This window comes from Salinicoccus sp. RF5 (assembly GCF_020786625.1).
Lineage (GTDB): Bacteria > Bacillota > Bacilli > Staphylococcales > Salinicoccaceae > Salinicoccus.
The window spans coordinates 372,762-398,471 of sequence record NZ_JAJGRC010000001.1; the positions used below are offsets into that span (position 1 = coordinate 372,762).

General features: G+C 49.1%; 31 protein-coding genes. 5 read left to right on the forward strand and 26 right to left on the reverse strand.

The features are described 5' to 3' along the window. Window position 1: 1 nt before the first annotated feature. From LLU09_RS02045 to LLU09_RS02075, 7 genes are read right to left on the reverse strand one after another with little or no spacing between them, the layout of a single operon-like run. Window positions 2-175: a hypothetical protein gene (locus tag LLU09_RS02045; RefSeq protein ID WP_170156336.1), complete on the reverse strand. Its 174-nt coding sequence runs from the start codon at window positions 173-175 to the stop codon at window positions 2-4. Continuing rightward, window positions 150-569, reverse strand: a complete 420-nt coding sequence (locus tag LLU09_RS02050) for a competence type IV pilus minor pilin ComGF (protein ID WP_228310268.1) — start codon at window positions 567-569, stop codon at window positions 150-152. Before LLU09_RS02050 ends, LLU09_RS02045 begins: the two co-directional genes overlap by 26 nt. Beyond that, a complete protein-coding gene (locus LLU09_RS02055; protein ID WP_228310269.1) occupies window positions 553-822 on the reverse strand; it encodes a type II secretion system protein in 270 nt (89 codons plus the stop codon). The genes LLU09_RS02050 and LLU09_RS02055 overlap by 17 nt, the downstream gene beginning before the upstream one ends. Further along, on the reverse strand, window positions 812-1,246 hold the full coding sequence (locus LLU09_RS02060; protein ID WP_228310270.1) for a type II secretion system protein: 435 nt from the start codon (window positions 1,244-1,246) through the stop codon (window positions 812-814). The genes LLU09_RS02055 and LLU09_RS02060 overlap by 11 nt, the downstream gene beginning before the upstream one ends. Further along, window positions 1,221-1,550 carry a competence type IV pilus major pilin ComGC gene (gene comGC / locus LLU09_RS02065; RefSeq protein ID WP_040104663.1) on the reverse strand — a complete coding sequence of 110 codons (330 nt, stop codon included), beginning with the start codon at window positions 1,548-1,550 and terminating at the stop codon, window positions 1,221-1,223. Before comGC ends, LLU09_RS02060 begins: the two co-directional genes overlap by 26 nt. Before the next feature lie 10 nt (window positions 1,551-1,560). Then, on the reverse strand, window positions 1,561-2,646 hold the full coding sequence (comGB, locus tag LLU09_RS02070; RefSeq protein WP_228310271.1) for a competence type IV pilus assembly protein ComGB: 1,086 nt from the start codon (window positions 2,644-2,646) through the stop codon (window positions 1,561-1,563). Further along, entirely contained in the window at window positions 2,579-3,571 is a 993-nt protein-coding gene (locus tag LLU09_RS02075; RefSeq protein WP_228310272.1) for an ATPase, T2SS/T4P/T4SS family, read from the reverse strand. The genes comGB and LLU09_RS02075 overlap by 68 nt, the downstream gene beginning before the upstream one ends. A 215-nt stretch (window positions 3,572-3,786) precedes the next feature. Between LLU09_RS02075 and LLU09_RS02080 the strand changes: the two genes are divergently transcribed. Beyond that, a complete protein-coding gene (locus LLU09_RS02080; protein ID WP_031545000.1) occupies window positions 3,787-4,035 on the forward strand; it encodes a DUF2626 family protein in 249 nt (82 codons plus the stop codon). A gap of 43 nt (window positions 4,036-4,078) precedes the next feature. Here the strand turns inward: LLU09_RS02080 and LLU09_RS02085 are convergent, their stop codons facing one another. Beyond that, a complete protein-coding gene (locus LLU09_RS02085) occupies window positions 4,079-4,702 on the reverse strand; it encodes an MBL fold metallo-hydrolase (protein ID WP_228310273.1) in 624 nt (207 codons plus the stop codon). A gap of 90 nt (window positions 4,703-4,792) precedes the next feature. Between LLU09_RS02085 and LLU09_RS02090 the strand changes: the two genes are divergently transcribed. Then, on the forward strand, window positions 4,793-5,032 hold the full coding sequence (locus tag LLU09_RS02090) for a DUF2759 domain-containing protein (protein WP_040104659.1): 240 nt from the start codon (window positions 4,793-4,795) through the stop codon (window positions 5,030-5,032). 58 nt (window positions 5,033-5,090) lie between these two features. Here LLU09_RS02090 and argH read toward each other — a convergent pair whose 3' ends face one another. Beyond that, entirely contained in the window at window positions 5,091-6,470 is a 1,380-nt protein-coding gene (argH, locus tag LLU09_RS02095) for an argininosuccinate lyase (protein ID WP_040104658.1), read from the reverse strand. After that, window positions 6,463-7,668 (reverse strand): argininosuccinate synthase, encoded by a 1,206-nt coding sequence (locus LLU09_RS02100; RefSeq protein WP_228310274.1) that lies wholly within the window; start codon window positions 7,666-7,668, stop codon window positions 6,463-6,465. Before LLU09_RS02100 ends, argH begins: the two co-directional genes overlap by 8 nt. A 167-nt stretch (window positions 7,669-7,835) precedes the next feature. On the opposite strand from LLU09_RS02100, the gene LLU09_RS02105 reads away from it, so the two are divergent. Then, window positions 7,836-8,564 carry an SDR family NAD(P)-dependent oxidoreductase gene (locus LLU09_RS02105; protein WP_228310275.1) on the forward strand — a complete coding sequence of 243 codons (729 nt, stop codon included), beginning with the start codon at window positions 7,836-7,838 and terminating at the stop codon, window positions 8,562-8,564. A gap of 33 nt (window positions 8,565-8,597) precedes the next feature. Here the strand turns inward: LLU09_RS02105 and LLU09_RS02110 are convergent, their stop codons facing one another. The 11 genes from LLU09_RS02110 to LLU09_RS02160 all read right to left on the reverse strand — a co-directional run bounded on the left by LLU09_RS02110 (window position 8,598) and on the right by LLU09_RS02160 (window position 19,286). Beyond that, window positions 8,598-9,545, reverse strand: coding sequence for an ROK family glucokinase (locus LLU09_RS02110; protein WP_094905604.1), 948 nt, complete (start codon window positions 9,543-9,545; stop codon window positions 8,598-8,600). Window positions 9,546-9,547: 2 nt separating this feature from the next. After that, complete coding sequence (locus LLU09_RS02115; protein ID WP_228310276.1) at window positions 9,548-9,736, reverse strand: YqgQ family protein; 189 nt, start codon at window positions 9,734-9,736, stop codon at window positions 9,548-9,550. Beyond that, on the reverse strand, window positions 9,729-11,141 hold the full coding sequence (locus tag LLU09_RS02120; RefSeq protein ID WP_228310277.1) for a rhomboid family intramembrane serine protease: 1,413 nt from the start codon (window positions 11,139-11,141) through the stop codon (window positions 9,729-9,731). Before LLU09_RS02120 ends, LLU09_RS02115 begins: the two co-directional genes overlap by 8 nt. Next, on the reverse strand, window positions 11,134-11,706 hold the full coding sequence (locus LLU09_RS02125) for a 5-formyltetrahydrofolate cyclo-ligase (protein WP_228310278.1): 573 nt from the start codon (window positions 11,704-11,706) through the stop codon (window positions 11,134-11,136). Before LLU09_RS02125 ends, LLU09_RS02120 begins: the two co-directional genes overlap by 8 nt. Before the next feature lie 124 nt (window positions 11,707-11,830). After that, window positions 11,831-12,484: a phosphate signaling complex protein PhoU gene (gene phoU / locus LLU09_RS02130; RefSeq protein WP_228310279.1), complete on the reverse strand. Its 654-nt coding sequence runs from the start codon at window positions 12,482-12,484 to the stop codon at window positions 11,831-11,833. A 2-nt stretch (window positions 12,485-12,486) separates the two neighbouring features. Beyond that, window positions 12,487-13,338 (reverse strand): phosphate ABC transporter ATP-binding protein PstB, encoded by an 852-nt coding sequence (pstB, locus tag LLU09_RS02135; protein ID WP_304612933.1) that lies wholly within the window; start codon window positions 13,336-13,338, stop codon window positions 12,487-12,489. 15 nt (window positions 13,339-13,353) lie between these two features. Further along, window positions 13,354-14,232, reverse strand: coding sequence for a phosphate ABC transporter permease PstA (pstA, locus tag LLU09_RS02140; protein WP_228310280.1), 879 nt, complete (start codon window positions 14,230-14,232; stop codon window positions 13,354-13,356). Window position 14,233: 1 nt separating this feature from the next. Next, window positions 14,234-15,160, reverse strand: coding sequence for a phosphate ABC transporter permease subunit PstC (gene pstC, locus LLU09_RS02145; protein WP_255620617.1), 927 nt, complete (start codon window positions 15,158-15,160; stop codon window positions 14,234-14,236). A gap of 72 nt (window positions 15,161-15,232) precedes the next feature. Beyond that, window positions 15,233-16,225 (reverse strand): phosphate ABC transporter substrate-binding protein PstS family protein, encoded by a 993-nt coding sequence (locus LLU09_RS02150; RefSeq protein WP_228310281.1) that lies wholly within the window; start codon window positions 16,223-16,225, stop codon window positions 15,233-15,235. 151 nt (window positions 16,226-16,376) lie between these two features. Beyond that, on the reverse strand, window positions 16,377-18,563 hold the full coding sequence (locus tag LLU09_RS02155) for a peptidoglycan D,D-transpeptidase FtsI family protein (RefSeq protein ID WP_228310282.1): 2,187 nt from the start codon (window positions 18,561-18,563) through the stop codon (window positions 16,377-16,379). A 120-nt stretch (window positions 18,564-18,683) separates the two neighbouring features. After that, the gene (locus LLU09_RS02160; RefSeq protein ID WP_040104645.1) at window positions 18,684-19,286 is read right to left on the reverse strand and encodes a superoxide dismutase; all 603 of its coding nucleotides are present in this window, start codon (window positions 19,284-19,286) and stop codon (window positions 18,684-18,686) included. 157 nt (window positions 19,287-19,443) lie between these two features. On the opposite strand from LLU09_RS02160, the gene LLU09_RS02165 reads away from it, so the two are divergent. Further along, on the forward strand, window positions 19,444-20,178 hold the full coding sequence (locus LLU09_RS02165) for a DUF1189 family protein (RefSeq protein WP_228310283.1): 735 nt from the start codon (window positions 19,444-19,446) through the stop codon (window positions 20,176-20,178). 87 nt (window positions 20,179-20,265) lie between these two features. After that, window positions 20,266-21,381 carry a flavodoxin-dependent (E)-4-hydroxy-3-methylbut-2-enyl-diphosphate synthase gene (gene ispG / locus LLU09_RS02170; protein WP_040104643.1) on the forward strand — a complete coding sequence of 372 codons (1,116 nt, stop codon included), beginning with the start codon at window positions 20,266-20,268 and terminating at the stop codon, window positions 21,379-21,381. 56 nt (window positions 21,382-21,437) lie between these two features. Here the strand turns inward: ispG and LLU09_RS02175 are convergent, their stop codons facing one another. The 5 genes from LLU09_RS02175 to LLU09_RS02195 form a co-directional block, all read right to left on the reverse strand. Beyond that, window positions 21,438-22,304 carry a LysR family transcriptional regulator gene (locus LLU09_RS02175; protein WP_228310284.1) on the reverse strand — a complete coding sequence of 289 codons (867 nt, stop codon included), beginning with the start codon at window positions 22,302-22,304 and terminating at the stop codon, window positions 21,438-21,440. A 117-nt stretch (window positions 22,305-22,421) separates the two neighbouring features. After that, window positions 22,422-23,585 carry an N-methyl-L-tryptophan oxidase gene (solA, locus tag LLU09_RS02180; protein WP_228310285.1) on the reverse strand — a complete coding sequence of 388 codons (1,164 nt, stop codon included), beginning with the start codon at window positions 23,583-23,585 and terminating at the stop codon, window positions 22,422-22,424. Window positions 23,586-23,752: 167 nt separating this feature from the next. Continuing rightward, entirely contained in the window at window positions 23,753-24,406 is a 654-nt protein-coding gene (locus LLU09_RS02185) for a hypothetical protein (protein ID WP_228310286.1), read from the reverse strand. Then, entirely contained in the window at window positions 24,399-25,268 is an 870-nt protein-coding gene (locus tag LLU09_RS02190; protein ID WP_228310287.1) for an ABC transporter ATP-binding protein, read from the reverse strand. The genes LLU09_RS02185 and LLU09_RS02190 overlap by 8 nt, the downstream gene beginning before the upstream one ends. Further along, window positions 25,268-25,642, reverse strand: coding sequence for a GntR family transcriptional regulator (locus LLU09_RS02195; RefSeq protein WP_094905616.1), 375 nt, complete (start codon window positions 25,640-25,642; stop codon window positions 25,268-25,270). The genes LLU09_RS02190 and LLU09_RS02195 overlap by 1 nt, the downstream gene beginning before the upstream one ends. Window positions 25,643-25,710 lie beyond the last annotated feature (68 nt).

The window sequence follows — 25,710 nt, forward strand, 5'->3', positions numbered from 1 at the left end:
CCTAGTCCATCAGTCCCTGGATCCGCATCTGATATATCTCTATGAAGCTCGACTGTATTTCCAGTATCATGAACATCCTATTATGATAATGGTAATACAGCCCCACCAGATATAGCAATATGAAGTATACGGAAAAGCTGAAGAAAGCATCATTTCGTGAAAAGAAGTGCTTCACTGTTCTCCCCCTCCCCCGAAGCTACTGTAAGGACAACATGGGTATCGGTTTCCCGCAGATTGAACTGCTCCACTTCGAACATGACGGTCACAAATCCGCTTCCTTCGACACTCTTGACTATGCGGCTGCCATGTTTGCGGTAGCTGATGTCGCCCTTTGCGGTCTTAAAGGTGATCACTTCATTTCCGCCATCGGCAGCCACATCTGTACTTCCTTCATGCACCTCTGTAATTTCAAAGATGAAGAAATCCATTTCAAAGCCTTTTTTCGGTGTCTGTACCGCATCAAACTGCATGAGGATCGATGGCATTAGCGCCATGACAAAAGCGGCGATGGACAGGCTGACCAGTGCTTCAATGTAGGTGAATCCCCCCGGCTCATTCAAAATAGGCACACCGCTTTTTAGTTTTTATGCTGCAGATCCGATTGTCATGGATCATATAGGAAGAAGTGCTCCTCCTGAAAGCTTCGAAATCTTCATGTGAAAGTATTTCGAGATACAGCCGCCTGTTGAATTCAAGTGCCTCTTCCGACTCCGTCATCGTCTGTTCGAGCATCATCACTGCAGGCATCAGTACGCTTATGATGATGCCGAAGATCAGCATCGCCAGCAGACTGTCGACGAGCATGAATCCTTTATCCTTCAATTCTGAACCGCCCCCTCTGTATCTGAAAAATGAAGCTTACGGGCCGGCCAAGACAGTCGAATGATATGGTGCCGAATTTGTCCGTGTCTCCATTGGATTTGAATATGATCCGCTCCAGGCCTCCAGACTTCAATTTACAGATGTCGAGGGAATGGGTTCTGATGACCCGGCCATTTCTGCCGCGGATCAGGAGACGCTGTTCCAGGCGGTCCATTTCAACGATCTGCTGAATGCCGCTGCCCATCGCCCCCGTCTGGGCACTCTGGAGAAAATAGCCGATGGTTTCAATCTCATGATCGATGTTCCTCCCTTTATCCGAGGGCATGTTCACCACGCTGAGTAGCATGAGGACGCTGATGATGCAGAGCGTCAGCATCATCTCAAGCATGGTGAACCCATCACTCGCTGCGTATCGCCTGCCCATTTGTAACCACAATCGCATCCCCATTTGCACATGTGACCTGATCAGTCGTCAAATATTCAGGGACCAGACTGTCTATGGTTGCCGGCGGTCCCCCTTCGTTCAGAGTGTAGGCTTCTACCTGGCTCTGGACCATGCGGACCTGCGCTTCACAGCCGGTATCCTGTACATTCGCACTCTGGGCCGCTATGTTCGGTATGATCAGGATGATCAACACGGATATGACGAGAAGGACAAGCAGCATTTCAATCAGTGTAAAGCCGGCATCGTTATTCTTCTTTAATTTTTTTGCACATGACTTTTTCATTTGTTTCCTCCTAGTTGATGGATGACATCATTTGGAATATCGGTAATACGATGATCAGATAGAGGCAGATGATCAGGACACCCAGGATGACGAAGATGACAGGCTGCACCTTCCTGGTCACATTCTCGATGCGCATGATCAGGCGCTCCAGTGTGTATTCGCTGAACATGATGAGTTCATTCCCTACGCTGCTGTTCTGTTCTCCGTGATTGACGAATATGGAAAGTTTCGGGTCCAGCAGTTCGATGTGTGCAAGAGCTTGCGAGAGCGAGTCCCCGGCCAGGAGTTTTGTCTCGATGCGCCTGGAGATGTGGCGGAGGTAAGGGTTGATCTCCTGGTGTATGAATAGGTCCAGGATCTCCTTCACTTCCAGGCCGTTATTCAGGAAATAGCCGAACTCGCGGGAAAACCGGTATGTCTGGTAGCCGATGAAGAAGAATCCGATGGAAGGGAGGCGTGCCAGAACCTTCGATTTCCGTTCGATGTCCTTCATATTCAGCAGATATAGTATGATACTTCCGGCAAGCATGACCGCGAACACAAAGATGAGTATCGCAAGCGGGAGGGCCTCAAGAGCCATGATGAGCATCTTTACGACCCCTTCAGAACTTGTCCCCATCGCTGAATAGAGGCTTTTGAACTGGGGGATCACAGTGAAGTTGAGTGTAATGAGTATAGTGAGGAATATTGCGACGAGGAGCATTGGATACTGCAGTGACTTGACCAGCTTGGCAGTCGTCTGCCTGACATTCTTCAAGTAGGCGGATGAATCCCTCAAATTTGCAAGCACCTCTCCATGGATCTCGGCGAAGGAGACCTGGATGACGATGGCGTCCCTGTACCCCATCGCCTTCAATATGCTGCTCAGGCTGCCGCCTGAATTGACCATATCCAGATACTCGTCCTGCTGCTGCGGCTTCAGTACATCATACTGTTCAATCAGGAACACAAGGGCCTGTTTGAGTGTGAAGCCGACTTCGAGGAGGTCTGCAACTTTCATGAGAAAATGGGCATCATATTTTCCGAGTCTATTTGAATTTCTCCACATATGAAAGATGTTCATCTTCTGTGAGCCTCCCCGCAAGGTGGAGGGCATCGATCTTGTCCACTATCGTCTGATGCCGTATGGTGCCGCCCTTCAATAAAGTTTCGATCTGGCTGTTGTCGAGTGATTCATAGATGATGAAGCTTCCACCCCCTGTATAGATGATGCGCTGATTCACGATCAGTGAGATGCTTTGCAGAATCTCTTCGTCATAGAGTCCGTAATCCTTCAGGCGGCTCAACGTACTGACTGCCGACCTGCTGTGGAAGGTGCTGAGCACCAGGTGCCCTGAAAGGCTCGCCTTAAGGAGCTGGGAGGCGATGGTGGCATCCCTGATCTCTCCGAACATGATGATGTCCGGATCGCATCGGAGCACGCCTTTCAGGAGCGGCGCATAGTCTATGTTCGCTTTTTCGTTGATTTCCACCTGGACCAGACCATCAAGTTCATATTCGATCGGATCTTCGATGCTGATGATCTGCCGCCTGCCGGATGCGGCCACTTCCTGGATAAGCCTGTACATGAGTGTGGATTTCCCCGACCCTGTAGGTCCGGTGAAAAGGATCAGCCCCTGCTGACGCCCCAGGTACGGCAGGAAGAAATCATAATCTCCCGGCGAGTTGAACAACGCGGATGAAGGACGGCCCTCCATCGCATTGAGCACACGGATGACGACGATTTCGTTCATCAGGGAGATCGGGAGTGTACTGACCCTGACATTCAACACTGTGTCTTCAATATTGATTGCCGTCCGCCCGCTCTGGGGAGTCTTGTGTTCATTGATGTCAAGCTCTGCTATGAACTTTAGATAATTCACGGATTTCCGGTATGTCTCCACCGTCATTTCCTTTAGGGGGTGCATCTCCCCCGCCTTCCTTATCCTGACTAGGCCCATTGCACTCTCAAGCGTCAGGTGGATGTCCGTAGCGTTCTGATGCATTGCATCTTTCAATATCTCTTCAACCAGCTGTTTCATCATTCACCTCCTACCCTATATATGGAGCAAAAGGGGCGTTTTGATTTTTTCTGAAATAAATGATGGATTTTTGCATTATGGTGTTTGATTTGCTGTATAATAGGGATTAATGGAAATGGGTTACATTACATTTATACCGATAAGTATTTACTTTGATATGCAATTTATTTATAATTGACTATGATATGTTAAGTAACGATGAAAGGACTGTTCCTATGGATAAGTTATTCAAGACATTGGGGTTCTGGACTGCAATGTTTGCAATCCTGTTCTATGTCGGTGACATGATGATGATGACGTTGTTCTTCATCGCTCAAACTGGATTCTTCATTCTACTCGGCTACATGAAGCTCACTGAAAGAATGTATATGTATGTATTTGCTGCATACCTGGTCTTTTTCTTTGTAGGATTTACATACTTCACAACCTTCCTGCTCGAGCCGAGTTTCGGTAACCAGCACTAATAAAGAACCAGGCAGATATCATCTGCCTGGTTCTTTATTTTGCCTATGCCCTGACAAAAGGGTTGCCGGTCTTCTCTTCACCGATCGTCGTATCTGGCCCATGTCCCGGATACACGGTCAGGTCTTCATCAAGGGTGTAGAGCTTCTCCCTGATGCTGTTCAGCAGGGTGAGGTGATCCGCCTGATACAGGTCGGTCCGGCCGATGCCGCCATTGAAAAGGACATCGCCGGAGACGATGAAACCTTCAAACAGGAAGCTCATGCTGCCGGGTGAATGCCCTGGTGTATGCAGCACCTGGAACTTGAAGCTGCCAATCCGGCGTTCTCCCTCTCCAATGATTTCTGGAGTTATGGAGGATTCGATGAGCTCGAGCCCCATATCCCTGTACTTGCCTGAACCATTCTTCGAGGCATCTCCGAGCCAGTCCTGCTCTTCCCTGCCTATCCATACATCGACCCCGAAATGGGCCGCAACTTCATCAAGTGCGCCGATATGGTCGAAGTGTGCATGGGTCAGCAGTATTGCCTTCACCGTCTGCCCCTCTTCGACTGCACTGATGATTTCATCTGCATCCCCTGACGGGTCGATGATCAGCACTTCATCTTCATGCTCCAGAATATAGCAGTTCGTCTCCAATGGTCCCAATGGTAATACTTTAATCTTCATGCTGGTCCCCCCTTAAAATCCACTCGACAAAGCTACGTTTTAATTATACAATATATATGAGAATAAAGAGAACATTGGAGGTTGAGCAAAATGCCATTCATCGATACTGGTGAACTGTTTGAAATTGGCGGTATTACCATCCATATCGGAGTCAACGCTTTTTCGATACTGATGCTGATGATTGCGATCGTCGGCGTATGGGGACTTGTGGCTGCAGTCAAGAACAGGAACCTGCTGGCTGTTCTATTCAGCTTTGCTACAGTCATTACATTTGGATTCTTTGCAATTGCTACCATCTTTACATACGGTTATCCGGATCTGGCACACTAGATCCATCCGCATGTATCAAAAAAGGCAAACCCACACTGGGTTTGCCTTTTTTATTTTTCTATATGGACAGTGTGGCCTCGGCTGCAGAAAGCTGCTTTTCAACCGCTTCCGTACCAGTTCCGCCAAGGCTCTTCCTTCTGTCGACTACAACTTTTGGTGTCAGTACAGTATAGATGTCCTCATCGATGGACGGATGGTGAGCCTGGAATTCTGCGAGGGATAGATCCTTCAGATATTTGCTGTCGTTGATGCATTTCAAGACCAGTTCACCGACCACTTCATGGGCCTTCCTGAACGGCACGCCTTTCTCCACAAGATAGTCGGCCAGTTCCGTAGCATTGGAGAAGTCCTTTTCGACGGTCTGTTCGAGCACATCTTCGTTTATCGTCATAGTTTCGAGCATCCCGGTCATGATGCGGAGGGATCCCGTAACCGTCGTCACTGCATCAAAGACCCCTTCCTTATCTTCCTGGAGGTCCTTGTTGTAGGTGAGCGGCAGGCCCTTGACGAGCATAAGCATGCTTGTAAGCGCTCCTGTCGTACGCGCACTTTTGCCGCGGATCAGTTCAGCCATATCAGGGTTCTTCTTCTGCGGCATCATGGAACTGCCCGTCGTGAACTGATCGGACAGCTGCACGAAGTTCGCCTCTTCACTCATCCAGAAGATGATCTCCTCCGATAATCTCGAAAGGTGGACCATGACGAGACTGATGTTGGACAGCGTTTCGATGATATAGTCCCGGTCACTTACAGCATCCATGCTGTTCTGGTAGATGTCCGAGAAACCAAGGAGCTCCTGGGTCTGTTCGCGGTCTATATCGAACGTCGTCCCGCTGATCGCACCGGCGCCAAGCGGTGAAAGGTCGATGCGCGCCAGTGAATCGTTGAAACGGTCCTTGTCCCTTTTGAGCATCCAGAAGTAGGCCATTATGTGATGCGAGAACAACACGGGCTGCGCACGCTGCAGATGTGTATAGCCCGGCATGACGACATGGATATTCTCCTTGGCAAGGTTGAGTATCGTATATTGGAGCGTCTCGATGCTCTCGATGATTTCATATGCCTTCTCTTTGATGTAGAGGTGCATGTCTGTGGCAATCTGATCATTCCTGCTGCGTGCAGTATGCAGTTTGCCGCCCACTTCGCCTATTTTGGAGATCAGGGCATGTTCGACATTCATATGGATGTCTTCATGCTGGACGGAAAATTCAAGGCGTCCTGCATCATAATCATCCAGCACCGCTTTCAGACCTTCTATGATCTGGTCCCTTTCCTCTCCTGTAATGATGCCCTGCGCTGCGAGCATCGTCGCATGTGCAATGCTGCCGGTGATATCCTTTTCAATCAGCACCTTATCAAAATGGATGGATGCATTGAATGCATCCACCCACTCCAGGGCCTCACCTTGAAATCTGCCGCCCCAGGCCTTCTTAGTCATAAAGCTTCACTCCGCTTTCGAGCATGGATTTCACTTTTGTCGGAAGTCCGAAGATCTCTATGAATCCAACGGAAGCATCCTGGTTGAAGGCATCTTCATTCGTGTAGGTCGCCAGTTTTTCGTTGTAGAGGCTGTTGTCTGAACGTCTGCCGGTAACAGTGACGTTTCCTTTGTACAATTCGACGCGGACTTCGCCATTGACAGGCTGCTGCATATCCTTGAGCATGTTCCTCAATGAATCGGACAGCGGGGAGAACCATAGGCCGTTGTATACCTGTTCAGCAAACTTCTGCTCGATGACCGGTTTGAAGTGTGCGATATCCTTCGTGAGGGTGATCGTCTCGAGATCATGTTTCGCCGTGAGAATCACTTTGGCACCCGGTGTTTCATAGACTTCACGGGATTTGATGCCGACGAGCCTGTTCTCGACGTGGTCGATTCTTCCAACCCCATGTGCACCTGCAATTTCGTTGAGCTTGATGATGAGGTCATCCAGGTCATAGGAGGCACCATTGATTGCAGTCGGGAGCCCTTCTTTGAAAGTGAGTACGAGCTCTTCTGCTTCGTCCGGTGCGTCAGCGATGTTGCTTGTGAGGTCATAGGCATCTTCCGGCGGCTTGTTCCAAGGATCTTCCAGCACGCCGCATTCGTTGCTTCTGCCCCAGAGATTCTGGTCGATGGAATAAGGGGAATCCAGATTGATTGGAATTGGAATGTTCTTCTCTTTTGCATAATCGATTTCTTCTTCCCTGCTCCATGTCCATTCGCGTACAGGTGCAAGCACCTTGAGTGTCGGATCCAGTCCCTGTATCGCCACTTCAAAGCGCACCTGGTCGTTCCCTTTACCTGTACATCCGTGCGCCACGTAGTCTGCATTCGCTTCATGCGCTATCTCGACAAGCTTCTTCGAGATGAGCGGACGGCTCAGCGCAGAGACCAGCGGATATTTCCCTTCATACATCGAATTGCCGTAGATTGCATATGCAACAAACTCATCAGCGAATTCCTTCGTCGTATCGATGACATGGGATTCGATTGCGCCCATATCCAAAGCCTTCTGATGAACGACATCAAGGTCTTTTCCTTCTCCAACGTCCAGGCAGACTGCCACGACATCGTATCCTTTATCAATGAACCATTGGATGGTTACACTTGTATCCAAACCACCTGAATATGCCAATACCACTTTTTCCTTCATTTCGGTCACCTCTATAATTTTTTAATATTGATTAATGTAATGATTAGAATGATAGCATTATAAAGATTCTAAATCAAGTATATTTATTCATTTTTATGCATGTTTTATATTTTACAAAGTTTTTTCCTTTATTTATACTTGATTTAACACAGAAGGAGAGATGATTAATGAGATATGTATTCATTACAGGCACAACCCGCGGGCTCGGGCACGCACTGCTCGATATATTCAGGGAGGACCGCATCATCAGCATTTCCCGTTCGAAAGTTGATACGGATATTGAACTGTATAGGGAATTCCATGTGGACTTCCTGGATGAGCAGGCATTGGAAGAGAAGGTTCCTGAAATATTCAATTCGATCGAGCCGGAAAAAGGGGATGAAATCTACCTGATCAATAATGCCGGCACTGTAAACCCGGTTAAATCGATCGCCAACATGGACGCACAGGGCTTTATGGACAACTACAAGATAAATGTCCTCGCCCCCGCCCTTCTCATGAAGGGGTATGTAAATGCCTTCAGTGACCTGCAGGCGGCGAAGCGCATACTTACGGTTTCCAGTGGTGCCGCACTGAACCCGATGGAAGGATGGGCTGCCTACTGCAGTTCGAAGGCCGCAGTGAATATGGTGAGCGATGTGCTGCGCCAAGAGATGGACCGCCTCGACTATCCGATCTTTACAGCAACCTACCGTCCAGGGGTCATAGACACGGACATGCAGGGTGAGATCCGTTCTGCTGATCCAGATGATTTCCCCGACCTTGAAACATTCAAAAAATATAAGGAATCCAATCGTCTCTATCCGCCGAAAGTTGTGGCCTATGTTGCCCATCGCATCATCACCTCCGACAACTTCGGCTTTTCCGAAAGCTACAGCATCAGCGATTTCCTATAAAAAGAAGGGAGCACAATTGTGCTCCCTTTTTAATTATGTCAGATATTGTTTCACCAGACGCGCCGCACCATAAATGCCGGCATCGTTACCGAGTTCCGCCATGACGATTTCGGTGTTCTCATATGCAGGCGGGAATGTGATCGGCCTGTAATGCGCTTCTATCCGCTCAGTCAATATCCGGCCGGCGCGGCTGACCCCTCCGCCGATGATGAAGTATTTGGGGTTTGTTACAGCAGAGATGTGGCTGAGGGCGATTGCGATATACTGTGCAACTTCATCAACCACCCGGAGGCCGAGCGCATCACCCTCCTGTGCTGCCTCAACAATCATTTTGGCTGAAACGGTACCATCTTCTATTTCCTGGGATAGGCGTGTATCCTTGCTGCCACCATAATAGTGCAGTGCAAGATTCTTCATTCCAGTCGCTGAAGCGACTGTTTCAAGACATCCCTTTTTTCCGCAGTTGCACTGGAAACGCTGGTCGTAGTCGACCAGCAGGTGGCCGATCTCACCGGCGGCGCCTCCATGTCCATGGATGAGCAGGCTGTTCGAGACGACGCCTCCACCAACACCGGTACCGAGTGTCACCATGACGACATCCTTGTGCCCCATCCCGGCACCTTTGAACTGCTCTCCGAGGGCAGCCACATTTGCATCATTGTCGACGATCGTACTCATGCCGCTCAAAGCCTCGAACTCTGCGGCAATCGGCTTGCGATGCATCCAGTTCAGGTTTATGGCTCCGTTCAGTATCCCATTATTGAAGTCCACAGGTCCCGGAACACCAAGTCCAACCCCAATGGTATCTTCAGGGCTGTAGCCTTCCGATTGGAAGGATTGATGGATATTCCCGAGTATCCTGCCACCTTCATCCGAAGTATCCGTTTGAATCTCCCATTTATGCAACAGTTCCAGTTCAGGTGTGAATACACCCATCTTGCATGTCGTGCCTCCAATATCAGTTGCCAATATATGCTTCATGTTCATCCCTCTTTCCGTCGTTTCAAAATCAGCACTGCTTCTATATATTCTTCTTTCGATATGAGTCCATGGCTATACAATTCCTTTATTTCCATCTCCATGAGTTTGAGCATGTTCCCCATATTTTTGTCGTATACATAAATGCCGTAACGGAGCAGCAGCTTGTTGATGTATGTCAGATCCCTAGCCATTGTCGAACTCCTCGGCAATCTGCTTCAACTGTGGATCATCTATCGTTTCCGTATTGAAATTGTCCAAAATACGTGCCATCTCCTCATAATTCCTCTCTTTCCGAAGCTGCATGAGTCTGTGGCGGGCAACCTGCTCTGCATCTGGATCGAGCTCCCAGCTGATGTCATGGAAATGACGTGCCTGCTCCATATTTCCATGATACTCGGCAATCAGCCCGAGGGCATGATAGGTGGCCGCCGTCTCGTTGTTCGTCCGTATGGATTGATTGAGGATATCGAGTGCAGCGTCGTATTCCCCCTCATCGATGTACTCCATCGCCTGGGTTGTCAATGGATGGGAGGATTCCTTCTGATGCATGACCATGAAGGAAAGCACCGATAGGCCGATGAGCAACGCAAGTGCTATGATGCGCCATTTGCTGCTGAACTTTTTAGGATGATAGAGCACACCCAACAATGCACCGAACAGCAGGCCGCCGACATGTGCATAATGATTCACGTTCGATATGAGCTGGGAAAACAGTGAGACCACGATGAAGACGGCGGCAATCTGAATCAGCAGCCTTGTGCTCAGACGCCCGTTCACAAGGAGATGGACGACGATTATCGCCAGCAGCCCATAGACTGCCCCACTCGCACCGAGTGAAATGCCTTCTGTCACGAACATCAGCGAGAACAGGCTGGAGGTGACTCCGGTGATGATATATGCAATCAGCAGCCGCCATCCGCCAAAGATGCTTTCAACGAATTTGCCCAGTATATAGAGTGCGAATATATTGAAGAGGAAATGGTCGACAGTGATGTGCAGGAAACTGCTGCTCAGCAGCCGGTAGAAGTCCCCCGCAATCACATTGTAATGGCTCAGCGCCATCATATATGTCAGGTTATAGGAGTCCCAAAGATGGATTGCTGCCAGATTGAAGAGGAACACCAGCAGGTTGATGCATACAAGCAGGTAGGTCATGGGTGTAAACTTGATCATGAACTTCTCGAATGGATGCCGGCTCATCAGCCTGCGCTGGTAATATCCTGCGTCTTTCGGCTTCTTATACTGGAGGTCCATCCTGAAGAAGGGATTGTTTACGATGGACTTCGCATCCGTAATCCCCTTCTGTATGATCTTCGTACCGTCCTGCCTGTACTTCTTCACATGCTTTTCTTCAGCCATGTGGTAGCTTTCAATCAATGAAATATCCATGTCCTGTGAGAAAAGATGGTTCATGTTCTCGAGGTAGTACATTTCTTCATCCAGCCCCTCTTCAGCGATATAGACGCTGGGGAGGCACATGAGTGCCCTTTTCTTGGAATCCTTCAGCCATATGGCATCGCGGGAATTGTCATACCTGAAGAAAGAATAGCCTGTATAGCGTGAAACTTCGTAGGCGATATGCCATATATTATGCATCATTCTCCCTCTTCGCTTCTGCGTCGATGATCCGCTCCGGTGTGATCAGGAGGTCCACGGGTATGTCGTGGTGCTCCACAATGACTTCACCGAGCTGCTCCTCGAACAGCAGGGAAACTTTCAGGCCATCATAGTGGCTCAGGAACCTGTCATAGAAGCCGCCGCCATATCCGATGCGGTAGCCCTCTTCAGAATAGATCAACCCTGGTACGACGATGAGGTCGGGACTGTTGTTTACATCTTCCGTATCTTCGGGAACCCGCAGGTTCTTCTCATCCTTCGTGACTTTATCGAATGAGGTGAACCTGCAGAAATTCAACTGCTTGCTGCTGTATTCGCAAACGGGTGTATATACCAGCTTCCCTTGCCTGACGAGGTGGCTGATGATATCATCCGTATCCATTTCGTGCGGCATGGCCAGGACGATGCCGACCGACCCGATATCGTGCTTCTCTATATAATCGAGCAGCCTTGATTTGAGTGTCTCTTCATTTTCCTTCTTATATTGCTCATCCATGGAAGAGAGCGTGGATATCATTTCCTTGCGCAGAGTTTTTTTGCTCATTTTAATGCCCCATTTCTTATGTAGTAGTTGACATATCATATCCATTATAATCCTCATCACAGCAAAGAAAAAGCCATAGCCTGAAATTAGCGGACAGAAAAAAGATCCTGGAGTATTCCAGGATCTAGTTCATCTGTTTTCTGCTTTCGTGTTTGTCCCCTGTAAGTACATAGAAGACATGTTCCGCCATATTCTTTATATGATCCCCGATCCGCTCAAGGTATTTCGCACACAACTGGCTCTGCCCTGTCAAAAAGGCATCGGTCTCCTCAAAGATATCCGACGTGGTGATCTGGACGAAGAGTGCATCGATGTCCTCATCCCGAGTGATGATTTCTGTACACAGATCGACATCGCTGGTGTCATATGCAGTCTTTACATCGGCCAGCATCAGCAGTGCAAGGCGCTCCATCGTGGACAGGCGCAGCAAAAGTCTTTGATTGGTGATGCGCACCCGCTTCCGCACCTCTCCCAGATTGCTGATGTTATCGCTGATACGTTCGAGGTCATCGGCCACTTTGATGCTCGAAATGATGAGTCTGAGGTCTGTGGCTACAGGCTGCTGGGTCGTTATCAGGTTGATTGCCTGGATGTTTATCTCCTCTTCCATCCTGTTGATCCTGAGATCGTCAGCAACCAACCGCCGCGCATCATCAGTGTTATCGCTCGAAAGTATGGAGGTGCTCCCTTTCAGACGGTCATAGCACTCATATCCCAGCGAGTTGACATTGTCATACAGCCTCCGCATTTCATCGGAGAATTTTCCGCGGTATGTCATACTTACCCGAACCTGCCTGAAACATAGTCTTCCGTGCGCTGGTCCTTCGGTTTCTCGAAGATGACATTTGTTCTGTCGTATTCGATGACGTGGCCCTGGTAGAAGAATGCAGTGCGATCTGAAATCCTCGCGGCCTGCTGCATATTGTGCGTGACGATGATGATGCTGTAGTCCTTCTTCAGTTCCTGCATCAGATCTTCGATTTTGGTTGTGGAAATCGGGTCGAGGGCGCTTGTCGGTTCATCCATCAGTATGACATCCGGTTCAATCGCCAGTGCGCGGGCGATGCAGATCCTCTGCTGTTGGCCGCCGGAGAAGCCATAGGCGTTATCACCCAGCCTGTCCTTCACTTCATCCCAGATGGCTGCGCCCTTCAGGCTTTTCTCCACCACCTGATCCAGCACCTTTTTATTGCGTATGCCGTGAACCCGTGCACCGTAGGCGACATTGTCGTAGATGGATTTCGGGAATGGGTTCGGCTTCTGGAAGACCATGCCCACTTTTGTGCGCAGTTCCTCCACGGTCAGCGACTTGTCGAAGATGCTCTGATCCCTGTAGAGGATATCCCCTTCCGTCCGGACGATGGGCACGAGTTCCACCATGCGATTCAGGGCTTTTATGAAAGTGGATTTCCCACAGCCGGAAGGCCCAATGATTGCGGAGATTTCGTTCCTGTTAAAATCAAGGTCGATATTCTGCAGGGCATGGTTGTCCCCATACCACAGGTTGAAGTCCTTCGCCTGGAATACAGGCTGGGATTGCTGCGCCGTCTCGATGTCCGCCGGGCGTTCTCGGGTTGCCGTGTCATTTATTATTTTCATATCTTTTTCCTCTTTTACTTTTGTCAAAGTCATATTAAAGCCTCCAGATTAAAAACGCTTAGAGTATTTATTCCTTATATATATTGCCACCGAGTTCATCAGGAACAGGATGAACAGAAGCACGAGTATCGCTGCCGCTGTAATGGACTGGAATTCCGGATTTGGCATTTTGACCCATGAGAATATCTGCATCGGCAGGGCTGAGAATGTATCGAATACGCCTGTCGGTGTGAACAGCAGGATCGTCGGTATGCCGATGACGACGAGCGGCGCTGTTTCTCCTATGGCACGGGAGAGTGCCAAAATGATTCCAGTGATGATTCCCGACAATGAGGCGGGGAGGATGATCCGGGTGATCGTCTGCCATTTTGTCGCCCCCATGCCGATGGATGCTTCACGGATGGAGGATGGTACCGACCGGATGGCCTCCTGGGAAGCCACAACGATTACAGGCAGAATCATGAGCGACATCGTCAGTGCCGCCGCAAGGACGGAATTCCCGAGTCCGGCCATTCTGACGAACAGCGTAAGGCCGAGCAGACCGAACACGACTGAAGGAACGCCCGCGAGATTGGAGATGTTTATCTTTATGAAGTCAGTAAGCTTATTTTTTGGTGCATATTCCTCCAGGTAAAGGGCTGTACCTACAGACAGGATGATTGCGATGGGTGCTGTAGTTGCCATCAGCCATAAAGTACCGATCAGGGCACCTCTGATGCCTGCGTTTTCAGGGCGGCTCGAGCTGAAGTTCGTGAAGAAGTCGGTCGTCAAATAGCTCCAGCCATCGATGATCGTGTCGATCAGCAGGGTCGCCAGGACGACCAGTCCTACGAGGGTGCACAGAAGGAAGATGTATTTCAGCACCTTGTTGAGCAGCAGCCGTCCATTCAATTTCTTTCCTATCGTCTTTTTATCAATCAATTCCATCTTAATATTCCTCCCTGAACTTCCGTGAGAACCATTGTGCAATCACGTTCATCAGCAGTGTGAAGACGAACAGCGTCATGCCGACGGCATAAAGGCTGAAGTAGACGTCACTGCCATAGGTCGCGTCGCCCGACGCCACTTGGACGATGAAGCCCGTCATCGTTTGAAGGGACTCCATGATGTTCAGACTTGCATTTGGTGTGCTCCCTGCCGCAATGGAAACGATCATCGTCTCGCCGATTGCCCGGGATACTGCAAGGACGATCGAGGCCATGATGCCAGAAACGGCAGCAGGCAGGACGACCTTGAACACCATCTCAAGCCTTGTCGAGCCGAGGCCGAGCGCCCCTTCACGCATGGTATTCGGAACGGAACTCATCGCATCCTCACTCAGGCTTGCGATCATCGGGATGATCATCACGCCGACGACAAGGCCTGGACTGATCGCGTTGAAGAGGTTGACTTCAGGCCAGATGCCCCTGATCAGAGGCGTGACGAAAGTCAATGCGAAGAACCCATAGACGACAGTCGGTATGCCGGCAAGGATTTCGAGTATCGGCTTGATTGTACGGCGCACCCGGTCGCTTGCATATTCACTCAGGTAGATTGCGGCCCCGAGGCCGATCGGTACTGCAAATGCGACTGCAATCACAGTGATCTTCATTGTTCCCATGATCAGGGCAAAAATACCCCACTCAGGGTCAGAGCTGAAAGCAGACCACTCGGTGGAAGTCAGGAATTCCACTGGGGAGACCCGGGTGAAGAACATTACCGTCTCGGACAGCAAAGTGACAAGGATGCCTATGGTCGTCAGTACGGACACCGATGTGATGAGGAGCAGGATGACCGGCACTGCCTTCTCTATGAAGACCGTACTCCGTCTGCCCTTTTTGTTGTCTATCATTTCACGAATATTATAATCACTCATAATGAACCTCGTTTCAAAATACTTTAAACTGGACGGGAAGGCCCCGTCCAGTTCCTTTTATTGGTCAAGTGCCTACTTGAACGCTTCGAGCTTGTCCTTCTGTTCCTGCATCTCGTCTTCAGTCAAAGCGACATAGCCCGCCTCTTCGGCTGCAGATGAAGCATTGTTCAGAGTGAATTCCATGAACTGCATGAATGATTCATTATTTTCAAGGGATTCATTCTTGGCGTATACGAACAGTGGACGTGCCAACGGATACTCATAGCTCATGACAGTCTCTTCAGTGACTTCAACAGGCTCTTCACTTTCCGGACCTTGAACGGGAACACCTTTCAGATTATCCTGGTTCACCATGTAGAAGTTGTAGCCGAAGAATCCGATTGAGTTTGCGTCGCTTGTGACGGATTGGGAGATGACGTTCGTATCCTGGTTCAATTCAGCTGTAATGTCGCCATCTTCCATTACCGCTTCCTTGAAGAAGTCATGTGTACCGTGTGACTGATCCGGCGCGTAAGCTGTGATTTCCTCTTCAGGGAATTCATCACGGACATCGTTCCATGTTTCAGCTTCGCCGCTGTAGATTGTCTGCAGCTCTTCGAAGGTCAGGTAGTCGACGAAATCATTTTCAGTATTTACTGCAACCGTCAGGCCGTCGTTCGCAACTTTGAATTCAGTGAAGTCGATGCCTGCTTCTTCCAGTGCAGAAACTTCTTCTTCCTTGATTTCACGGGAGGCGTTCTGGAAATCCGTCTCACCAGCTACAAATTTCTCGAAGCCGCCGCCTGTACCGGATACACCGATGGAAACTTGGACATCCGGATACTCGGCATTGAAATCTTCATTTATCAGTTCAAGAATCGGGGCCACTGTTGAGGACCCGTCACCAGTAACGCTGCCTGACAGGGAGCCACCCTCTTCCGCATTCGCTTCAGATCCTTCCGTCGCTTCTCCGTTGCTGCCCTCTGTACTTTCTTCAGATGGATCACTTGCATTGCCGCCTCCGCATGCTGCCAGAATGAATACCAGGCTCATCAGCAATGCAGCCATAAAGATACTCTTTTTCATTACCCGAACTCCTCCAATAAATTAAGTGTTGTATTTCCTACAAGCACTACTCTACCGAATGAATGTAAATTTGGAATGAATGGTTTGTAAAGATTGTGTAAATATAAAAAAACACCACCGGTGACGGGGTTCCGTCACCGGTGGTGTCATTCTAATAGCTGCCGTATACAAGTTTAGAATAGAAGTCGTTCGTATTATATTCATAAGGGGCGACTGCCGCTTCTTCATGGTACAATTCGTAGTATTTGTTGATGACGTCCCTGCCCAGATACTGAGCCGGGAAGAACGGCACTGTGTATGGCATGTTTGGGAAGATGACCGAGAATGCCATGTCCGGGTCATCGTGAGGCGCATATCCTGTGTATGTCTGGTTCAATATGGGATCCCCATTGAAATGTGCTTCTGCAGTCCCCGTCTTGCCGGCTGCCTTGGGCTCTAGTTCATGGTAGGCATCCCACCCGGTACCGTAGCGGTCGGTAGCAGTGTCATGGGTGTTGAATACGTCAAAGAAGCCATCTTGGATCTGGGCGAGTTCTGCAGGTGAAAACTCAACCGTGTTCAGCACTTTTCCATTGAAGGACTGGAGGATGGCGCCCTCCTCGTTCGTATCCCCTTCACGAACTTCCTTGGCCATATGAAGCCCCACCCTGTTGCCTCCATTGGCAATCGTCGAAACGTACTGTGACAGCTGGAGTGCTGAATACGTATCATACTGTCCGATGGACAGGTCGAGATAGCTGCTGGGATTGTTGTTGAATTCAGGTGTCAGACTCCTGGCTTCATTCGGTAGGTCGATGCCGGTTGAAACGCCAAGGCCGAATTGGCTGAGGCCATTCCGCAATGTCTGGCCAGCCTCTGTGACATCATTCGGGAGGGACATGCCCGGCTGATACTCCATGCCGGCAATCCCCATCGCTATCTTCATCATGTAGACGTTGGAGGAGACCATCAATGCTTCCTGATCGTCGATGGCAACCTTGCCGTCCCTGTTGAAGAAGGAACTTTTTGTGGTCCCGTCAGCAAATTCAAGCGGCTCATCGACAAGCGTCTCGCCGGCTTCGATGACGTCGTTCTGATAGCCAGTCGCCACTGTGGCACCCTTTACGGAGGATCCCACGGCATAAGTCGAAGTCAGTGCACCGTAATGATAGTCGACGACTTCCCCATTGTCATCAAGGCGTTTTCCGACCATGGCCAGCACATCCCCATTATTCGGATCCTGTACCACCAGGACGACCGTGTTGAGGTATTCCGGGATGATCGTATAGTCGATTTCCCCGCTCCGGCTGTTCCGTTGCTGGATCTCTTCAGCCATACTTCTCAATGATGTAAGATGATGCTCTGCAAGTTCCTCAAGTTCAAGCTGCAGATCGATATCCACCGTAAGGTAGAGGTCATCGCCCGGCTCACCTTCCTTGACCACTTCCTGGCTGATGATCTCCCCGGACTTGTCGGTCGAGTATTTGACCTGCTCCTTCTCGCCCCTGAGCACATTCTCATACTGGTATTCGAGATAGGTCTTCCCTACCCTGTCGTTCCGGGAATATCCACGGGCCATATAATGGTCCAGCAGCTCTTTTGGAAGGCCTTCCTCTGAGGAAGAGACTTCTCCGAGGACGGTCCGCAGGGTTTCCCCATATGGGTAGTCCCTTTCCCAGTCCATTCCTGTAGATATACCGTCGAGCAGTTCGAGCGATTCATTGATTTCGGCAAATTCCTCTTCGGTCACCCCTTCGCTCTTGATGACGGTGGGATTGAGCTCCCGTGCATTGACCATTTCGACATAAATTGCGATTGTATTCAAATCCTCCTCCGTAAGGACTGAGGAAACCTGTTCTTCGTCAATGCGCTGGTAGAGTTCCTGATTGAACTGCTCCTGTGAGATATTACCGTTATCAAGAAGGGTCTTCTCTTCGGACATCAGGTTCTCCACCTCATCCGGATAGCGGTTGATGAGGTAGTCCTGCTTGTCGCGCAGGGAAAGGTTCTCCGTCTCCATATCGAGATAACCGCTGAGTTCAACTGCCACATCCATGATTTCTCCGGATGACATGTTCCTGTGCCGTGTAAAATAAACGGCTTTCTTTGAGGCGTTGCCTACCAACAGATTGCCGTTCCTGTCATATATCTCGCCCCGCGGAACACTCTGGTTGATCTCGACGAACTGGGCATTTTCAACTTCTTCCTGGTATGTATCCCCTTGAACGATCTGAAGATAGCCCAATCGGAATATGAGTAGCAGGCAAAGGAGAAATACAAGCAGCAAGATGATATTGATCCTCGACTTCAATATCTGCCTGTTTATAGTTTCAAGGCTTTTAGTTTTCGCTCGTTTCAATCCAACTCATTCCTTTATCCAATTAAAAATATGTACAGTCATTCTACCACATAATGGAGGGGGAGCATTTAAAAATCAAATAAAAAAAAGAGTGGGAGCCCCCACTCTTTGATCCACAGCTTATTTTGCTTTGCTGTAGAGTTCGTTTACTTTATCCCAATTGACTACGTTCCAAAATGCTTTCAGGTATTCAGGACGTTTGTTCTGATACTTCAGATAGTACGCATGCTCCCATACGTCCACACCAAGGATTGGTGTCTTGCCATCTGTGACAGGGTTGTCCTGGTTTGGAGTGGACACGATTTCGAGTTCTCCATTGTTTACAACCAGCCAAGCCCAGCCTGAACCGAATCGGCCTGCACCTGCTGCTTCAAATTCTTCCTTGAACTTGTCGACAGATCCGAATTTGGATTCGATTGCATCTTTAACTTCGCCAGAAACCTCTTTGGATTCAGGAGAGAGAAGTTCCCAGAATAGTGAGTGGTTCAAATGACCGCCGCCATTGTTTCTCACTGCTGTCTTCTTGTCTTCTGGTACAGAGTCGAGATTCTTGATTACGTCCTCGATGGATTTGTTCTCGAATTCCGTTCCTTTGACAGCATCATTGAGTTTGGTCACATAAGTGTTATGATGCTTTGTGTGGTGAATTTCCATAGTTTCTTTGTCGATGTGTGGTTCCAATGCATCATAAGCATAAGGTAGTTCTGGTAGTTCAAAAGCCATAGTTAATTCCCCTCCATAGTTAATTGTTTACATACCAAATATATCAATTCGGTGTTAAAATAACAAATGTATTGCCTGATATAAAGTGATTTTTCAGACCTTTGGCTGAAAATCCGACTTGAATACATGCATTTCATCAAAAAGGAAGCGTTACACAATGAAGTATTTCACTTTTTTCAAACGGCTGCTGACCTTCAAGAAATACCCCCTGTTCAGGACAGCCAACTTCAAGCACATGCTCATCAATATAATGATCATATCCATTTTGATCGCCCTGCCGAACATCATCTCACTTTTCCAGAGTGTCAATGCGACATCGGGCCTCGGAAGTCTGGAGTCGGAAATCCCCGATTTCCGCATCGTGGATGGTGAATATGTCGGAGAGACCGAGACAGTTCCCATCCGGGGGAACGATATCCTCTTCAGTGAAGATATGACCACGGATGAGATGAAGGACGAAGGTTCCAGCATCCTCATCGGATTCCTGAAAGATGGCATCTACATCAGGGATGTCCAGAATTCGGGCTTCGACTATTCGTATATCAGCCAGGTCGAAACGGATGAGGACCTCGAAACCTTCATAGACCAGCAGACATCCAGCCTGTACTTCTATGTCCTCGTCTACATCGTCTTCTATATGGCCGTCATCATGTTCTTTGCAGTCATCTTCCTTTCTGCCGGCATCTACGTGCTGCACTTGATATCACAGCTCATGAAGAAGAAATCGCGGTTCATGAACTGGTTTAAATTCTCGACTTTCGCCACTGTCGCCGTCCTGATTCCGATGATCGCCATCCAGCTTGCAGCCGGACCGCTGCTCTGGTGGCTCTATCTGCTCACCCTGCCCTTCTATTACCACTACTTCGCCAAACTTCCCAAAGTGAAAGCGTAATCACAAGGCGCAACGTTTACATTTTCGTCTGGAATCTAGTATAATGACAGTTGATTTAGAGAATCATATAATATGAGGAGCTTGGTTATGTCTCAAATTACACACCGTACCAAAACAAGACCGGTAAAGGTCGGCGATGTGACGATCGGCGGCGCTGATCAGATCATCATCCAGAGCATGACAACGACAAAAACTCATGATGTCGAAGCGACAGTAAAGGAAATTCACCGCCTGGAAGAAGCAGGATGCCAGGTCGTACGTGTCGCATGTCCAAAAGAAGAAGATGCACTGGCCATTCCAGAAATAAAGAAACAGATCAATATCCCACTCGTTGTGGACATTCATTTTGACTATAAACTTGCCCTGCTCGCCGTAGAAGGCGGCGCAGACAAAATCCGCATCAATCCCGGCAACATCGGCAAACGTGAGAAGGTCGAAGCAGTGGTTGAAGCCTGCAAGGCAAAAGGCATTCCGATCCGCATCGGTGTCAATGCAGGCAGCCTGGAGAGGCATATCATCAAAAAGTACGGCTATCCTACTGCCGACGGCATGGTCGAGAGCGCATTACACCACATCAAGATACTTGAGGATCTTGACTTCCATGACATCATCGTGTCCATGAAGGCATCCGACGTCAACCTTGCCATCGAAGCCTATGAGAAGGCCGCGAAAGCATTCGATTATCCGCTGCACCTTGGAATCACCGAAAGCGGCACGCTCTTCGCCGGCACCGTCAAGAGTGCTGCAGGCCTCGGTGCAATCATTTCAAAAGGCATCGGCAATACGCTGAGGATCTCACTCTCTGCCGATCCGGTCGAAGAAGTGAAAGTCGCAAAGGAACTGCTGAAAAGCTACGGGCTCGCAAGCAATGCGGCGACACTGATCGCTTGTCCGACTTGTGGACGTATTGAAATCGACCTGATTGCGATAGCGAATGAAGTCGAGGAATATATTTCCACAATCAAGGCGCCGCTAAAAGTTGCAGTGCTCGGCTGTGCCGTGAATGGTCCGGGTGAAGCACGCGAAGCGGATATCGGCATCGCCGGTGCCCGCGGAGAAGGCCTCCTGTTCATGCATGGCAAGACGGTACGTAAAGTGCCTGAAGAAACGATGGTCGATGAACTGAAGAAGGAAATCGACATACTCGCTGAAGAGCACTACGAGAAGGAGCGCAGGGAAAAAGAAGAAGCAGCCAACAAATAATATGGAGAAGCCCCCCGCAGCCAAATCGGCTGCGGGGGGCTTCATTTCTGCCGTCTTCAGTTTGTCTGCTGAATTTTGAAGGCCTGCACGGTCTGGATGAACTTGTCCATGGTCCGTGTCAGATAGGCCTCCTTGTTCCATATGAAGTCCGTTGAGATATCACTGTACGCTTCTGGTATATCATGCGCATGGACCTCCCCCGATTGGATGAGCGGCTGTACGGTGGATTTTGGGACAAGGCTGATGCCAAGCCCGGAACGTATACTCCCGATGATCGTCTCAAGGGTGCCGAACTCCATGATTTTAGCGTGCACCACCCCTTCATCCATGAGCCACCTCTCCAGATTTTCCCGATAGCTGCACCCTTTTTTGAAGACGAGCATCGGCTGATTCTTCAGGTCGTCCAGACTGATTTCCGGCGAACTTGATACCAGGGTGAGTGTCTCACGGAAGATTTCTATCCTGTTCACTTTTGGATTGGGCTCAAAATTCGCGACGAATGCACCATCCAGGTGTCTGTCCAGTATTTGGGCAGTTATATTAGCCGTCACATCAGAAGTGAGGGCCAATGTTGTCCCGGGATAGGTGCGCTGGAACATGGAAAGGATGTCCGGCAGCTTCACGATGGTTTCCACCGTACCGATGTTCAGGCTGCCGGTGGGGCTGTCGATATCTTTGAAATCCTTTTCCATGTCATCGATGAGGCCCAGTATCTGCCGCGCATAGCCCTCCAGTTTCATCCCTTCCGATGTGAGTGTCGCCCCCCTGCTATGGCGCAGGAAAAGCTGTGTATCCAGTTCCGTTTCCAAAACCTTGATCCGTGCCGTTACATGGGACTGGACGAAATTCAATGCCTTTGCCCCTTTGCTGATGCTGCCCGCTTCCGCCACGCTCTGGAAAATGCGCAGATCTTTGATTTCCATTCTGGCCCTCCCCCATCATGAATGATTCGATCAATTTCCAATCATTATACATGAGGTTTCAGGCAGTATACAACGAATTTGAAAAGTTCCGATATTAAACCCTTGAGCCTGTCTGTTTCAAAGTTTTTCCATGCTCTGCTGCTGGAGGGCGGGACGTGTCGCAGAAAATAACGATATGTCGAGTTCGGTACTGCCTTCAGTGACAAGGTCGCCTAGAATCTCACCGACGACGCTCGAAAATTTGTAGCCATGACCGGAGAAACCGGCGGCGATCGCTACATGCGGATGTTCAGGATGCTTGTCGATGATGAAGTGCTCATCCGGTGTATTTGTGAATATGCATACCTTTCCGACATTGAGCCTGCCATTCGCCTGCTTCATCTGGGCACCTAGGAAATGCCTCAGATCCCCTTCGTCCTTATCGTAGACACCGAACTCCCTGTTCATATATTCGGGTGCCATATCCTCGCCATTGTCATACCGTCCAACCTTCAGTCCAGCCCCATCAATGCATGGGAATCCATAATATACACTGTCCGTCAGATCGGCGAAGAAGCCTGGAAAGTTGTCCGATCTGTAAAGGTCATCATCCGAATTGAACCAGGCGATCACCCGGCGGCTTGGTGTAATCTTGAGGTTCAGACCGAGGTCATCCAGTATCCGCTTATTCCATGCACCCCCGCTGATGATGAGTTTGTCTGAAGTGTAGGATGCATCATGCGTCGACACTCTGGCGGAGTCTTCATGCACTTCTATTTCCTGTACCGGTGCATTCACCTTGAGCTCAGCACCATTCTCCAGAGCAAGCCTGCGGAAAGTCCGGATGCTGTTTTCGCTGAACAGTACCCCCGCATCCGGCTCATAGCATCCGATATGATCATCATCGATCGAGATGCCGGCCCAACGCTGATTGACCTCATCGGCGGACAGGGTTTCGATGTTCAAATCGTATGCCCGCCCCCCTTCAATCGCCCTGCCTACAAAATCCGACTGCGGCGGTCCATATGTCAGTACTCCCGTCTTTCTGAAAATCGTTTCCGATGTTTTTGTCTGAAGATCATCCCACAGCTCCTGTGCGCGCATCGCGAGCGGCACATAGTCAAGACCCTCACCGCAAGCATGCCGGATGAGCCGGGTATCCCCACTATGGCTCCCGTTTGAATGCGGCGGATCGAAGGCATCGATCATGAGTGTCCGGACCCCCTTTTTAGCCAAGTAGTACCCTGCGGCCATCCCCATGGACCCTGCACCAACGATGATCACTTCATAATGGTTCTCCATACTATCTCTCCCCTTCAGGTAAAGCAGCCCATCCCCGGGTTGCTCCCATCTATTTGTATTCATCATACTGCCGGAACCGGTAAGTGTAAAATGACTGGTTGAGATATGTTCCATCACGATTCAAGATGACGGCAAAAACCGGAACCTTCGATGAGGTTCCGGTGCAACTAGACCATATCGTGCTTTGTTATATTCCTCTGATTCATTGCGTAACTGATGATGAAGAGTACCATACCTGCGGCAAGCGTATAGAAGGGAAGATGATAAAGATAAAAATCCATTCCGGGCAGTTCCCGGTCAAGCTGGTTGACATTGACCAGCGGCATGAAATGGAACAGATAGGCCATCAGCATCGGCACACCATAGATGACGTATCCAGTGGTAAGAAAACGCAGCCAGTGTTTGCCGAACCCGAGATAGTAGAGGCTCATTACTATCAAGCTCATACCAATCAGCATCACAAAGCCATATAGATAGTATGTTTCCTGGATAATCGTCATGTAGCTGCCGAATATGGCGGAAGTCAAAGCCAGCATCACCATATAGTAGATATAATCCCCCTTTATGATGTTCCTCTTGGTGTTGGGCAGCGTGAAAAAGAAGTAGTGGTTGGCATCCGACTTCAGCATATAGTGTATGTTCAGGTACGCTGAAGTCGTATAGACCACGGCGATACCATTTATTATATTTATGAAGGGCATCAGGCTTCCTCTGTAATCAGAAAACGATAATGCTGTGAGGAGGTTCATGAGAATCGTAAAGATTCCCAGGTACCATATCCATTTTGATTGGAATAGATTCAGGTAGAGCTGTTTACCCATTGATCGTCTCTCCCTTCTCCCTTTTTATGAAGTACATCATTTCGTCCATCGTCAGATCTTCAATCAATACCTTCTCCCCATATAATTCCTTAAGTGCCTGAGATTCTTTCGTCATCGCTTCAAATCCGAGTGCATTTGTGGCTGTACCGATCAGCAGTCCACCTGCATCAGCCGCAATCTGTCTATCTCCTTTTACTTTCCTGTAGGACTCGAAGAGCACATCCTTGTCCATGTCGAAAAGCACTTCCCCGTCATCGATCATTACGACGTAGTCGGCAATCTTCTCGAGATCCGTCGTGATATGTGTACTGAAGAGTATCGTGATATCTTCGTCCATCATGAGTGTCTGCAGTATATCCAGCAGTTCCATCCTGAAAGTCGGGTCAAGGTTCGACGTTGGCTCGTCCAGAATCAGCAGTTCGGCTTCATGGCTTAAGGCAATCGCAATTGACAATTTCACCTTTTCTCCTGTAGACAGGAATTTGACTTTGCTTGTGGCATCCACATTGAACCTTTCCAGATATGCAAAGAATGTATCAGCATGCCAATTGATATAGTAGATATTCAAAAGCCGATTCAGTTTTTTTGGACTGAGGTTCTGCGGAAAGCGGTCTTCGGCAAATACCAGACCGATAGTGTTCAGCAGCTCTTCCCTTTCCAATTCAGGATCCTTATCCAGTATGCTGATCCGCCCCTCGTCCTGCTTCTTCAACGTCAGCATATGATGAATCAGTGTGGATTTTCCCGATCCATTCTCTCCGATCAGACCAGTGATATACCCTTTCCTTAGGCTGAGGTTGATATCCTTCAATCTGAATCTGCCCATATACTTCTCCAATCCTTTGACTGTAACAGCATCCATCATTGATCCTCCTCCATCACCTTCATCATTTCCACCAGTTCGTCGATGGACAAATCTATTTTCTTCGCTGTTGAAAGCAACTCCTCCAATTTCTTTTCGACTTCAATCAAGAGCTGTTCCCTTTTGTTTTCGTTATTCTGTTCACTGACGTATGTGCCCTTTCCGACGACCGAATATACATATCCGGCAGCTTCGAGGTCCTGGTATGCCCGCTTCGTCGTGATGATGCTGATGCTCAGTTCCTTGGCCAGCCTACGCATCGACAATAAAGGATCACCCGGCCTCAATGCGCCCGTCATGATGAGGCGTATGATTTCATTCTTCAGCTGCTCATATATCGGGACATCGCTCCGGTTGGATAATTTTATATCCAATCACTTCACCTCCATATATACTGTGTATATATAATATATACACTATAAACAGTGGTGTCAATATGAAA

Excerpts from the sequence above, each read along its gene's own strand:
- LLU09_RS02085 (WP_228310273.1), bottom strand. The coding sequence starts at position 4,702 with ATGAAGATTAAAGTATTACCATTGGGACCATTGGAGACGAACTGCTAT.
- pstA (WP_228310280.1), bottom strand. The coding sequence starts at position 14,232 with ATGGAATTGATTGATAAAAAGACGATAGGAAAGAAATTGAATGGACGG.
- comGB (WP_228310271.1), bottom strand. The coding sequence starts at position 2,646 with ATGCCCTCCACCTTGCGGGGAGGCTCACAGAAGATGAACATCTTTCAT.
- LLU09_RS02150 (WP_228310281.1), bottom strand. The coding sequence starts at position 16,225 with ATGAAAAAGAGTATCTTTATGGCTGCATTGCTGATGAGCCTGGTATTC.
- LLU09_RS02110 (WP_094905604.1), bottom strand. The coding sequence starts at position 9,545 with ATGAAGCATATATTGGCAACTGATATTGGAGGCACGACATGCAAGATG.
- comGC (WP_040104663.1), bottom strand. The coding sequence starts at position 1,550 with ATGAAAAAGTCATGTGCAAAAAAATTAAAGAAGAATAACGATGCCGGC.
- LLU09_RS02190 (WP_228310287.1), bottom strand. The coding sequence starts at position 25,268 with ATGGATGCTGTTACAGTCAAAGGATTGGAGAAGTATATGGGCAGATTC.
- LLU09_RS02090 (WP_040104659.1), top strand. The coding sequence starts at position 4,793 with ATGCCATTCATCGATACTGGTGAACTGTTTGAAATTGGCGGTATTACC.
- LLU09_RS02160 (WP_040104645.1), bottom strand. The coding sequence starts at position 19,286 with ATGGCTTTTGAACTACCAGAACTACCTTATGCTTATGATGCATTGGAA.
- pstB (WP_304612933.1), bottom strand. The coding sequence starts at position 13,338 with ATGACTTTGACAAAAGTAAAAGAGGAAAAAGATATGAAAATAATAAAT.
- LLU09_RS02175 (WP_228310284.1), bottom strand. The coding sequence starts at position 22,304 with ATGGAAATCAAAGATCTGCGCATTTTCCAGAGCGTGGCGGAAGCGGGC.
- LLU09_RS02125 (WP_228310278.1), bottom strand. The coding sequence starts at position 11,706 with ATGAGCAAAAAAACTCTGCGCAAGGAAATGATATCCACGCTCTCTTCC.
- ispG (WP_040104643.1), top strand. The coding sequence starts at position 20,266 with ATGTCTCAAATTACACACCGTACCAAAACAAGACCGGTAAAGGTCGGC.
- solA (WP_228310285.1), bottom strand. The coding sequence starts at position 23,585 with ATGGAGAACCATTATGAAGTGATCATCGTTGGTGCAGGGTCCATGGGG.
- LLU09_RS02075 (WP_228310272.1), bottom strand. The coding sequence starts at position 3,571 with ATGAAACAGCTGGTTGAAGAGATATTGAAAGATGCAATGCATCAGAAC.
- LLU09_RS02185 (WP_228310286.1), bottom strand. The coding sequence starts at position 24,406 with ATGGGTAAACAGCTCTACCTGAATCTATTCCAATCAAAATGGATATGG.
- LLU09_RS02080 (WP_031545000.1), top strand. The coding sequence starts at position 3,787 with ATGGATAAGTTATTCAAGACATTGGGGTTCTGGACTGCAATGTTTGCA.
- LLU09_RS02115 (WP_228310276.1), bottom strand. The coding sequence starts at position 9,736 with ATGGCTAGGGATCTGACATACATCAACAAGCTGCTGCTCCGTTACGGC.
- LLU09_RS02165 (WP_228310283.1), top strand. The coding sequence starts at position 19,444 with ATGAAGTATTTCACTTTTTTCAAACGGCTGCTGACCTTCAAGAAATAC.
- LLU09_RS02120 (WP_228310277.1), bottom strand. The coding sequence starts at position 11,141 with ATGCATAATATATGGCATATCGCCTACGAAGTTTCACGCTATACAGGC.
- pstC (WP_255620617.1), bottom strand. The coding sequence starts at position 15,160 with ATGAGTGATTATAATATTCGTGAAATGATAGACAACAAAAAGGGCAGA.
- LLU09_RS02105 (WP_228310275.1), top strand. The coding sequence starts at position 7,836 with ATGAGATATGTATTCATTACAGGCACAACCCGCGGGCTCGGGCACGCA.
- argH (WP_040104658.1), bottom strand. The coding sequence starts at position 6,470 with ATGACTAAGAAGGCCTGGGGCGGCAGATTTCAAGGTGAGGCCCTGGAG.
- LLU09_RS02060 (WP_228310270.1), bottom strand. The coding sequence starts at position 1,246 with ATGGGCAGGCGATACGCAGCGAGTGATGGGTTCACCATGCTTGAGATG.
- LLU09_RS02100 (WP_228310274.1), bottom strand. The coding sequence starts at position 7,668 with ATGAAGGAAAAAGTGGTATTGGCATATTCAGGTGGTTTGGATACAAGT.
- phoU (WP_228310279.1), bottom strand. The coding sequence starts at position 12,484 with ATGACATACCGCGGAAAATTCTCCGATGAAATGCGGAGGCTGTATGAC.